Consider the following 11,834-nt stretch of genomic DNA (forward strand, 5'->3'; position numbering starts at 1 on the left):
TCCGATCCGCAGAGGGGGTCATGTGGCCTCGGTCGTAGCCGCTATTGGTGTAGTCGTTGTGGGTGACGCGGTACCAGTTCGCGGGGAGGCTGAGATCGGTGATAAAGGGGCCGCTGTAGCGGGGCACGTCCCCCAGATCGCTGGCCTGGAGGTGCCAACTGACCCAGTTCGGGATGCCCCGGTCGCGGTGGTAACTCAGGGCGTACTGATCGCGCACGATGAGGTAGTCGGCAGAGGAATTGACGTCGGTGACAGCCGAGGTGGGCATCCCGAGGGCCAGGTGGCGACTGAGGGACGGCTGAGCGGCGGCGGTCAGGCCGTCGAGCAGCAAGACGAGCGTGAGCAGCGTGAGGAGCGTGACGCGCAGGATGCGCGTGGTGCGGAGACGGGGCTGAGTCATGGCTGGTTCCTCCGGGAGCGCGGCGGCACTGAAGGTCAGTGGTGTGCGCTGACACATGAGATTGATCCACGAATATCATCTACGCTATCATAATGATAGTACCACATTTTCTTCACATGCGGGTATGAATACGCAATCGTACTCAAGTCCCTTCATGCGGAAGATAATCGTACCCCGTCCTCAGGCCTTTGCCGCAGGCTGTGTTCTCTGTCAGCTTACGTTCGCGCCTACCTATAGCCGCAACCGCTCCCTACGCATGCCGCACGTTCGTGGCCGACTCAGGCTGCGCGGGGCGCCACAGCGGACCGACCGCCAGCAGGAGGACGAGCACGTTGAAGAGGACATTCGAGGGGTGTCCGGATGCGAGCGACCCCGCACTGTCTAGCGCGAACCAGGCGAGCAGGCCAGCTAGCACCGTTCGACGCACAGCCTCGGGCGCTGCGTCGTACACCCAGGCTGACAGACACCAAATCATCACGCCCCACCCAAAGAGGAAGCCGCCCGTAAGCGCGGACAGAAACTGCGTGTCAGGCGATGTATAGGTCTGCATGCCGTCGATCGGCCAGCTCAGAAGATCCAGCGACAGGCGGGCGGGCTCTGAGGTGAACGCCATCGTCCCCAGGAAAAAAACCGGGCCAAACGAGCCGACGATAAAAGCAGTGACCTTGAGCCAGAACTTATGAACCTTGTGAGACATGGTGTCGCTCCACTTCTAATGTTTTTTGTAGCAGTTGCTACATTTTATACCAGAAGTGTAGCAACTGCTACGTATTTTGTCAAGGGGGGAGACCCGAATAAGCGCAAGCCGCATCTGTTGCCTTCCAGCCCCCTTCAGACTACAATGGGGGCATTTGCTTCATGACCTCGGTGGGTGGCAGATGCTCCACGCCTGCCAAGGAGGACGAACTGCGATGAAAAAGGGAGAGCGGCGCAGAGCCGAGTTGCTTGAGCGCCTGGCCGATCATTTGCTCACCCACGGCCTGCAGGGTGCGAGTCTCCGCCCGCTCGCGGCTGCGGTGGGGACGAGCGACCGGATGCTACTCCACTACTTCGGCGATAAGGAGGAGTTGCTCACCGCGTCACTCACGCTCGTGAGCCAACGCTTGATCACCATGCTCGATGCGGCTCGGCTCGAGCCCTTACCGATTGACGCCCTCCTGACTATGCTCGCAGGCATGGTGAAGGATCCGCACGTCCGGCCCTATATGCGCCTCTGGCTTGAACTCCTCCCCCTGGCGGCAGGGGGACAAGCGCCATTTCATACGATTGCCCAGCGCATCAGTGCGACGCTACGAGGCTGGATCGCTGACACGCTGCAGGTTGACACAGAGGAGCAGCGGGAACTGCTTGCGGCGCTGACTCTCACCATCATCGAGGGCTTTGTTATGTTTGATGCGCTTGGAGATGATGAGGTACCGGCTGCGGCACTGGCCGGATTAAAGCTCAAGATGGCTTGAACAGAAGAAATTCACGATGGCCAGAATTACCATTGCTTTCTCCACGGCTACCTGCGCTCGCACGATCCACTCCGCGCACTGCGCGCCGCGACCGTTTTCGATATCGTCAACTTGGCCTGTGATCGTCACGACTGTAACGCCGACGAGATTCTCGATGGACATGCGGCGTTTGGGTTTTGCTATGGCTGTCGAAAGCCCGCCGAACCGCTGCGGCACGGCCTCTGTCATACCTGCTGGCCTGAGAATGAGGATGAGAATGAGGATGAGGATGAGGATGAGAATGAGGATGAGGATGCCCCCGACGACCGTTGAGGGACGACCGTCCAGGACAGTACGCCCTTCGCCACAACCCGAGGCTTCGTTGGATATGCGCCGCGAGCAAGCCTGGCCTTCGGCGACGACTTCGTCGATCATGAGGAAGACTACCTGACCTGCGGTTGTCCCTTCAGGAAAGAGTTCACCCTCGAGTTCCTGCGGAACGACGACCGAGGCTTCGCGGTAGAGGAGGTGACGATCACCGGTCAGGCGGAGCGCGGTTGGTGACACGCACTGCGCATCAAGGCCAGTAGTACCATTGCGGTACAGTACTTTTGTCTAGCTAGTTTGAAAAGCTTTGTAGGCGTACCATGAGGATGATCTGATTTTGAAGGACTTTACATTATGCAAGACGATCCTCGTTCTACTCCTCCATCTTTCACCCGGCTCGGTCTTGTTGCGCTCGGGTTGCTCGCTCTCGCTCTTGTGGTCGGGCTTGCCACTGGCTCGCGTAGCCCCGCCCAGGACGTTCAGCACGCCTGGAAGTTGGCCCGTCGGGCGGGCGCTTATCATTATACGTCTAGGCTTGAACAGACGATCTATCCGGCTGCCCGTTTGCAAGCCGTCGGGCAAAAGCCCCAGGTCAATACGCTCTATCTCGAGGGAAGCCTCGATGTGCCGACACGCCGGATGGATCTGATGCTCTGGGGTGAGGGCGGCTCGGTGGCTGATCGCCAGACGGGGATCGAGGTGCGGATCGACGGCGATCAGGCCTATGGGCGCATCCCTGGTGAGACCTGGCAGCCAGTTGAGGATGTGAGTCAGCTCTTTGCGCCCGGTCAGGATCTGATGGCGTATCTGGTGGATGCACGTGAGGTTCACGCGCTTGCGCCACTTCCGGCGCGCCCTGAGTTGCGTGGCTATGGCTTTCGTGTGCATGGCCCGGCGTTTGCTGCGCTGATGCGGCAGCAGATGGAAGATCAGTTGCGTCGCGAGGGACGCCTACCCGTTGGCTTGCGCCTTGGCACTGCCGATGAGCTTGCGAAAACCACGGGTACCGGTGAACTCTGGGTGAGCCCCGAGGGCTTGCCGGTGCGCCTGGTGCTGCACCTTGATCTGGCCCCGACCACGCAGGGTGAGCCGGTCAGCGCGCAGATCACGACCGATTTTTATAACTTTGTGCCTCGTATGACGCCAGGCAGCGCCGTTGGGGCCGCCTTGCATAGCCTGGGCTTGCCGACGACATCGACGTTCTGGCAGGCGGCGAGCCTCCAACTGGTGGTGCTGGTGCTCGCCGCTGGAGTTATGCTCTTCCTGGTCTCTGCCGTCGCCTCACGGCGCCAGCAAGCCTTTGCCGCCGCTCTGGTGATGACATGCCTCGTTGTCACCCCGCTGCTCCAGGCGCCACGGGTCAATGCGTTTGCCGCTGAACTGGCCGCTGAACATGCCGCGCAGATAGCGGAACGTGAGCAGCAGGCGGAACTGGCCCGGGTGCATGACGCCCATGATCGGCCTGCTTGGAATCCTGACCTGCCAGCGTCGGCCCAACTGACCCCCTCGCGCGCACCGGTGACCTTCACCGGGGGGGCAAGCCTTGGCTCGTTGCGTGCGGATGACGATGGGCGTGATGACGATGGCGACGGGCTCACCAATGCCGAAGAGACCTTGCTCTACGGGACTGATCCCAACAACCCTGATACTGATGGTGACGGGCTGGAGGATGGCGTTGAGGTGCGCTTCCTTGGTACCGATCCGCTCAAGGACGATACCGACGGCGACGGAATCACGGACAATGTCGAAGTTGAGGGCGTACGTTCCGCACCCGGCGGCAGGCTCTGGTATTTGAACCCGCGGCATCCCGACAGCAATGGGGATGGCTTGCCTGATGGGATCGAGTGCCCGGCGCTGCTGCGTCCTTCCCTGACCGAACGCTCGCCAGCAACTGGTTTTTGTGTTGACACTGATCGTGATGGTATGCCCGACATCTTCGATCCCGACAACGATGGCGATAAGGTTGACGATCAGGTGGATCTTTCGCCGTACCGGATGCTCGATGGCCGTAGTGAGTTGGCGCTGACTTTTGAGAATATCGCGGAAGACCGTGATATTCTGATCGATGTTCAACTGCGCCCAACCCGTGACACCAATCTGACCTACGCGCTCAATGTGCTCGACTGGCCGGGGGGTGACTCGGCGGGCCAGGTTGTGCGCACCCGCGAGACAACCTTTGCCTCGGTGGCAAATGGGGCAGGGCAGGGCACCACGCTGGATGACCCGCGGCTGGCCTATGGCGATCTGCGCCTGGTGCCGATGCTCGAAGTGCGCCTGAGCGGGGTGCATCCGCCGTTGCCCACCACCAACCCCGCGTTGCACCTGGCCCTTGGGATCACCAACTCGGTCACCTTCACCCAGCGTGGCACTGAGCTTGACCTGCAACTCGAGGGGCCAACGAGCGGCCTGAGTGACCTGGCGATCTATACGGGTCTCTGTTTGCAGCCGCAGCAGCATCTGCCGCGTGGCGGTGTTGTGACCCGCACCCTGGAACCGATCGCAAGCCAGCGCTTTGCGGGCAACCTGCTTGACCTGGCGAACGGCACCCACGCCCCAGGCCGTCAGCGACCTCAACTGGCACCACTGGGCCTGTACCTACGACTCCGTGACGGGCGAGCGCGTGATCTACCGCGATGGAGAGCTGCTTGCCGCTGATCGTACCGCGCCCGACGCCTATCACGGCACCGGCGCACTCTGGCTTGGCGCGGGAGAGCAAGGCACCAACCATCACTTCAAGGGTCAGCTTGACGACCTGAAGATCTACCAGCGCAGCCTCACCGCCGACCAGGTTCGCGCCTTGACGGTGGCTGGCTGGCAGCCAACGACCCTGAGTGCCCAGGGCAGCGGCGTGACCGAGGCCTCGTGGCAAACCACGCCGCCGCTCGGGCTTGAGGGGAACTATGCGCTGCACCTGCGCAGCACCGATAGCGTTGGCAACCAGCAGATCCTGTCGGCAGCCTGGATCGGCCAGCTTGATACGCTCGCGCCGCGGGCCGTCTTGACGCGCCAGATCGCGCCGACGCAGACGACCTACGAACTGATCGCCAGCGATCTCAACCTCGATGCGGACGCGCTCAGCTTTGCGCCGTGTGAATTGCACGAGGGCACCAGCGAGCGGTATGTGCTGCCGTGGCTGCTTGCGGCAGCAGGGCGCGGCTACGTGCTCCCCTTCCGCACAACCTTCCGCTGCACGGTCGAGGGAACTCAGAGCGGCGCGGTGCGTGCGACTGTGCGTGATCGTCTGGGCAACGAGACCACGGCGAGCCTCGGGGAAGGCGCAGCGATGCCAGCCATGCACGCAGAACAGGCCCGTTTGCTGGCCCCGATCAGCCCAGCAGCCCTGGTGATCGCGCAACCAGCCGCCGTCGAGGTTGGGGCGGCCAACGTGATGACCCCGCTTGCCACGGCTGAGTCATCCACAACGCCGCCGCTGCTGCTGATTGATGATGCCCCCGGCGAACTCACGCTCAGCCCGAGTGGGCGGCTCGCCATCCGCGGCATTATCAGCACTACGCAGACACTTGCCGACCTGCGGCTCGCGCTCGACGGCCCAGTGCAACGCCGTGGCATCCCGGCCATTGTGCGCGGGCGACTCTGGTTTGCCGATGTGCAACTGGGGGCCAACGTGCCAACGGCGCAACCCTACACGCTCACGGCGGTCGTCACGACAACCACAGGTATCACTGCGACCACCAGCCTCAGCGTCACGCTCGACCCGCATGGGCCACAGATCGGAACGCCAGCGATCACCTTCGACGGCGCCCCGGCAAACATCGGCCAGACGTACCGCACCCCCGCTTTGCAAGCGACGGTCGCCTTCACCGTGACCGATGAGCAGGAACTGGTCGAACTGCAGTATGGCTGGGTTGATCAATTCTTCAACGGCTCTCTGACAACCCTGCAACCGGGGACAGCACATCTCGTCATTGACTTCACGGCAACGCTGACGACCAGCGTAGCCGGTGATGGGCGCGTCTATTATCATTACATCTACGCCAAAGATGCCAATGGCAAGGTGAGCAAGCAACTGACCGGGCCATTCTTCCAGGATCTATTGACGCTCCCCGACTACACCAGTGCCAGCGACCTCGAACGACCTGACGCGAGTCGTCCGTACCGCGGCTGGATGCAGACGGACTGTACGCTTGTGGGACACGATCAGCGCCTGAGCGAACGCACCGCTGGCAATGCGCCGAGCCAGGCGCTCTACGCCACCCGTGAGACCTGGCTCGGCGATACGCTACGGCTGACCTGGGCCGGGGCTGATTGGGCGCACGACGGCGATCTCTTCATCTACTTCGACACCATCCCCAATCAGGAAGCAGGCCCGGATGGTACGCCAGCGTGGGTCGGCAGCAACGTGGCCTACAACCCGTACCCGGCGACCCGCGACCAGACGATCGTGCATCTGCCGGGGCGCGACCTGAGCAACGCCAATCCAGGCGGCTATCCCTACGCCTTCTTCCACGCCGATTACGCGCTCTGGGTGCGTGATCGTGCAACAGCGATCTTGCTTCGCTGGAACGAAGCGGGGGGGCAGTGGGTCGAGCAGGCGACTCTGCCGGATCGTGATCTGGCGAGCTACGGCTATCGTTTCAACGGTGCCGCAGACAATCTGACCGACCTCTGGCTCCCGATGGAACTGATGGAGGCTGAAGGCATACGGACAATTGGCCTGGTCGCGTTTGCGGTCGAGGAAGGAGCGCTGCGCACGTGGGCGGCCATTCCTGCCCGCAACCCGGTTGACAGTGCGCGGGTCAACCGCATGGCCCCTGCGCTCGGCGAACCGCATCGCCTGCGGATGAGCACTGCCTACACGCTCGATCTGAATGACGGAGCCTGTAACCATTCGCTTAACCGCCTCGATCTGCACATATTGAGCAGCGAGGGCGCGCTGGTGACCAGCTCAGAAGATGACGAGATCCAGTTGCTGGCCCCAGGGAGCCAGGCCTTGCTCACGGCCTGGGATCAGGTGACAGAACAAGCTACGACGGACTTCCGCCGCTGGCTGAACGAGACCTACTGTGTGAACAATCGTGATGCCCTGGCGTGCCAACCCGAGGCTCCGCGCAGCCTCGATGCGATCGCGTCCATCATGGCGCGCTATGGTGCCACGAACTTCCGGCCCATCCAGCCAGGCGCGGTCTTTACCTATACCGTGCGCTACCAGAATAACACCGCTACCCCCTCAGGGCCGCTGGTGGCACGGTTTGGCTTCGATGAAAGCGCCACGGTTGCCCCTGTCGGCGGCTGTCTCTTCCTAGATCTGCCTGGGCTCGCCCCCGGTGCTTTTGGCGAAGCGTCCATCAGCTTCCGGCTCGAGCGCGGCACCCTCGGCCAAGTGCGCGTCGAGGCCTGGCCGGGGTCGCTTGAGGGTAGTTGCGGCTTTGCACCCGAGGCGAGCACATCGGCTGTCGTCACCTTGATCAACCACACACCCGACAACGAAGCCCCGGTGGTCGCGCTTGAAGCACCGATCCGCCTAGTCCCGGCGGCGGACGCCACCATCATGGGGATCGTACGCGACGCCTCGCCAGTCAACCAGTACGAACTTGCGATCGACGGGCCTGGGGGCGGCCTGATCACCTGCACCGATCCGGACGACGACGATGGTCATTGGCAATGCCCCTGGCAGGCAGGGGCGAGCAACCCCGCCGACGGTACCGTCTACCGGGTACGCGCCCGCGCCACCGACGCCTTTGGCCAGGTCGGTCCGTGGTCGCCGTGGGGCACCGCCGTCATTGATCGTACGGCACCGACGCTGACCGTGCGCGATGATCTGGCCCCGGCGCTTGGCGCAACCGCACCAATCACCGGCGTCTTGCTAGGCGGACGTCAGGCGATCCTCAGCGGTCGCGTTCACGACAATCGCCTGTCGGCGGGCGTCGAGGTCTGCACCGCAGGCGTCTGTGACGCGGCGACCATCACCGTGGATGGCACCAGCGTCGCCAGCGGGAGCAGCGTCGTCGCTGACCTCCCGGCGACACCGGTGGTCATCCCCGACGCCACGGAGCCCGGTGTCTGTGCGCCGGGCAACACCATCACGCGCGACGTTGTCGTCACTGATGCGTTCACCATCATGGATGTCGAGGTCGGGTTGCAACTTGCGCACACCTACCGTGGCGATCTGTTGATCACGCTGCGCTCGCCGCAGGGCACCACGGTACGGCTGGTTGGCGAAGCGTCGGCAGAGATCAGCGCTGAACACTACAACGTCCGCCTGAGTGACCGGGCGACGATGCTCGCGGCAAACGACCAGGGCGATCATCCCTTGGACGGGCCTGCCTTTGTCAACCAACGTGCCCCAGAAGAGGCACTCGCCGCCTTGATCGGCGAACCCGCCCAAGGAACATGGGTTTTGAGCATCTGCGACACCTATCCCGACGATACCGGGGCCTATCGTCAGGGCGAACTCCGCTTCACCACCGATCGCCTGCCCACCGATGGCAGCGCCCAATGGAACTACCGGCTCGCTGAGACAGCCGCCTACGACAACGTCAACGTCGTCTCAACGATCTACGCGCGTGACAAGGTCGGCAACCGCACGCTGGGCGCAACCCTGAGCTACTGGGTAGACAGTGTTGCCCCGGTACTTGAAGCACGTGCCATCACCGACACCATCGGGCTCGCGAACCGCGCCCCAACGCTGCTCGGCACCGTCAGTGACGGCAGTCCTGTCGATCTCTTTCTCATCGTCACCACGCCCGATGGGCAGATAACCCAAGAGGAGGTGGCGCAACAAGAGGATGGCAGGTGGCACTACGCCCTCGAAGCCTGGCAGAGTGGGACTCACACCTTGCAACCAATGGCGATTGACGCCGCCGGCAATAGCACGCTTGGCGAAGCGTGGCGGATCACCGTCGGTGATGCAGCCATCTTCCGGCAATACCTGCCCATAACCAGGCGGTAGATACAAAGCAGGCTGTCAGTCGAATGCTGTTGAGCGCTGACAAGCCTGCTTTTGATGATACAGGAGCGCCTGCTGGTGCCCCGGCGCATTGCTCGGTTCCGGTTGGTTCCGCCAGCGACGGCTTGGCGCTAGGTTGCTGAGCCCCGCCGGTTGGAACTGGCCGTCGTCACCAGAACCGGCAAACTTCCAGCTTCTTGATCTGATCAAATTACAGACGAGCAAGCAAGCTACTTTTGCGCAACCTCGCTCACCCAGGCAATGAAGTTATCGGTTGAGTTGCCAGTCCGTTCGGCCAGGGTATGGCTCTGACCCCAGACGGTCGCAAAATCAACCGTTTCGACCTCGGCATAGCTCTCAAGCGCCAGGGCCAGGTTCAGTTCCACCGTATTTGCGGTGTCACCCTGTTTGATCCCGGTGCGAATGCGCCAGTTCGGCGCAACCGTGGCACTCTGATAGCCATCGTAAAACGGCAGCAAATAGTACATCGGATTGTATGCGTCGATCCGGTACGCCATGCTGTTGCCAAACGCATCGAGCGCCTGCACATCCGTCGCATACGCCTCGACCAGTGAGGCATCCCAATCGGTCGCCTGGGCATAGCTGGCTTGGTTGTCGGCGAGCAGTTGGGCGATGCCTGCGTTGAAGTGCAGGGTGTCATTCTCGTCGTTACCGAAGAGATCGTTCTCGGCTGTGCTGCGATCCGGTCGATCGAAAGCGCCCACACTCTTGGAGGGAGTCTTCTGGCTCTTGACGAAATCGGCAAGGTTGGTGATCGTTGCGGTGTTGGTCGCAGCATCGTAGGTGACCCATTGCCCAGCCTGGTTCAGGGCGTCAATGTATTCCTGCACCGTCTGATAGGTTGTACCGGTCCCTGACGGTGGGCCACCCGGCAGTGTTCCCGCCGGTGGGCCGCCAGCTGGTGGCCCGCCAGCTGGTGGCCCGCCCCCTGGGGCACCACCACCCGCAAAGCCGCCATCAGCGCCCGCAAAGCCACCTACGGTTTCAGTGTAGGGAAAGGTCGTATCCGCCAAGAAGTTGTTCAGTGACGTCTGCACCGTCCCGAACAGATAGTCGTAGTAACTTCCGGCCGTATAGATCCCCTCTGCGGTCTGGGTCAAGCTCAGGACATTGCCCTCACCGTCGGTGATCTCAAGCGCATTGATATAGTCGGCGTACGATCCGGCCAGATCCTTCGACAGCGCCGCCGTCCAGGTGCCCTCCGCTCGCGTATCCGTCGTGACGTACTGGCCCATGTTCCACTCATAGGCCTGGTCGGCATAATCCAGACTGGTAATCGGACACCAGGCCATCACGCCGGCAACAGCATCGCTGATCGCCTGCCCCTCGGCATCGTACATTGCCGCGCCGATTGACTCAAGGTAGGGCCGGTACAACTCGCTGTCGCCACTCGCGCCAATCAAGGTGCTCTGCGCACCGCCGCCACTCATCCCAAAGACGAAGATGTTGTCGGTATTGCCGGGCAGCAGCGCCTGGTTATAGCGCACAAAGCGAATCGCGGCCTTGAAATCAGTCACGCCCCAAGGCGCACCGCCGCTGTAGCTGAGTGTCCCACTAGCATCATAGCCATTCGCTCGGCCCCGGGCACCCGCATAGACATAGATGAAGCCAGCCTCCAGGTAGCTCGCCAGCCCATCGTAGCTATACGCGGTCGGTGCGCTCTGGGCACTGTAGCCGCCGGTATTCACCGGCACAACGATCGGGGCCGTCGCTGCGCTAAAGCCATTACGCTCACCCTGCGCATTGGGGGTTGCCGTATAGCTGCCGTCGCCATTGGCGGTTGCCGTAAGATACGCACCAGGCACGTAAATGCCGAGACTCTCGTACTCAGCCGCTGCGGGCGTAGCGGCATACACGACGCCAATCTGCCAGTAGACATCGTTGTCGGCGTCGTACTGCCAGGCCGCGTTGTTGAAGCTGAGCGCAGTAGCGTACGCATCATCCTTGCTGGCATCTCCGCTTGCCGAACTGGGCGTGGTTGGAGCTGGCGCACTAGTCGCCGCAGCCTCCGTGCCAGCAGTCGCGCTGCTGACAGCCGTCGCTGGGGCCACCGTTGGTTCTGTTGCGGTCGTTGGTTGGGGGGCGCTGGTGGGAGCCGAGTTGCTCACAGGTGGTGCGCTGCTGCAGGCGCTGCTGCTGAGTACGACAAGCATGACCAGCAGCAGGGCGGCGAATTTGGACGATACGCGTTGCATAGATATGACTCCTCGGTCTACGTAGAAGCATGACAAAAGGATCATACCAAACGTTTCTGAAGCAAATCTCAAGAACGGCTAGAGACATTCTGAGCCCAATACCTTGAAGACTGGATCGTTTTAACGCAAAGACGCAACGCTCTGAGCTGCTCTTGCGTTTAACGTCAAGCTGCAGCGCCTCGCTGATGCGCAGCCCCGTCTCTGCCAGCAGGTGTCGCAATCCCAAAAAAGCGCAGGACAGCGCGCAGTTAAATCGACCGGCTCGTTAGAACGATCAATCCAACCACGTCGCACCCTCCTTTGTTCTCCCTCTGCGCCTCTGCGCCTACCCGTCTCTGCGTGACACTCCGCAGCGGCTAATGGTGTTGCAGTAAATAATCCGGTATACGCGACATCGACCAGCCCTCACAGGTCTGGCAGACCTGTGAGGGCTGGTCGAGCGGATTAATTTCTTGAAAACCATAAGCCGCACGGCTTCTTGGCCCAACCCGCCTTCTGGCGAGCTTAACGACCAACGGAGCTGTCCGCCCCGGTTGAGAATGTTGATG

6 protein-coding genes and 1 pseudogene are annotated in these 11,834 nt (G+C 62.0%); 3 read left to right on the top strand and 4 right to left on the bottom strand.

Annotation, left to right across the window (positions count from 1 at the left end; all coding sequences use genetic code 11):
- A partial coding sequence (locus EKD05_RS24080; RefSeq protein WP_205704073.1) for a DNA/RNA non-specific endonuclease occupies positions 1-400 on the bottom strand: 400 nt, incomplete at its 3' end.
- A gap of 250 nt (positions 401-650) precedes the next feature.
- The gene (locus tag EKD05_RS24085) at positions 651-1,097 is read right to left on the bottom strand and encodes a hypothetical protein (protein WP_129677952.1); all 447 of its coding nucleotides are present in this window, start codon (positions 1,095-1,097) and stop codon (positions 651-653) included.
- Positions 1,098-1,311: 214 nt separating this feature from the next.
- Here EKD05_RS24085 and EKD05_RS24090 point away from each other — a divergent pair, with 214 nt between their 5' ends.
- Entirely contained in the window at positions 1,312-1,857 is a 546-nt protein-coding gene (locus EKD05_RS24090) for a TetR/AcrR family transcriptional regulator (RefSeq protein ID WP_129677954.1), read from the top strand.
- Here EKD05_RS24090 and EKD05_RS24095 read toward each other — a convergent pair.
- Positions 1,837-2,403, bottom strand: a complete 567-nt coding sequence (locus tag EKD05_RS24095; RefSeq protein WP_129677956.1) for a hypothetical protein — start codon at positions 2,401-2,403, stop codon at positions 1,837-1,839. The two genes, EKD05_RS24090 and EKD05_RS24095, sit on opposite strands and share 21 nt — an antisense overlap.
- A gap of 1,077 nt (positions 2,404-3,480) precedes the next feature.
- Between EKD05_RS24095 and EKD05_RS26920 the strand changes: the two are divergent.
- Together EKD05_RS26920 and EKD05_RS24100 are read left to right on the top strand one after the other, a co-directional pair.
- Positions 3,481-3,915 (top strand): annotated as a pseudogene (locus EKD05_RS26920) (thrombospondin type 3 repeat-containing protein); the annotation flags it as partial.
- Positions 3,916-4,690: 775 nt separating this feature from the next.
- Entirely contained in the window at positions 4,691-9,073 is a 4,383-nt protein-coding gene (locus EKD05_RS24100; RefSeq protein WP_165360944.1) for a LamG-like jellyroll fold domain-containing protein, read from the top strand.
- A gap of 227 nt (positions 9,074-9,300) precedes the next feature.
- Here the strand turns inward: EKD05_RS24100 and EKD05_RS24105 are convergent, their stop codons facing one another.
- Complete coding sequence (locus tag EKD05_RS24105; protein WP_129677968.1) at positions 9,301-11,286, bottom strand: subtype A tannase; 1,986 nt, start codon at positions 11,284-11,286, stop codon at positions 9,301-9,303.
- Positions 11,287-11,834 lie beyond the last annotated feature (548 nt).

This window comes from Candidatus Chloroploca sp. Khr17 (assembly GCF_004138165.1).
Lineage (GTDB): Bacteria > Chloroflexota > Chloroflexia > Chloroflexales > Chloroflexaceae > Chloroploca.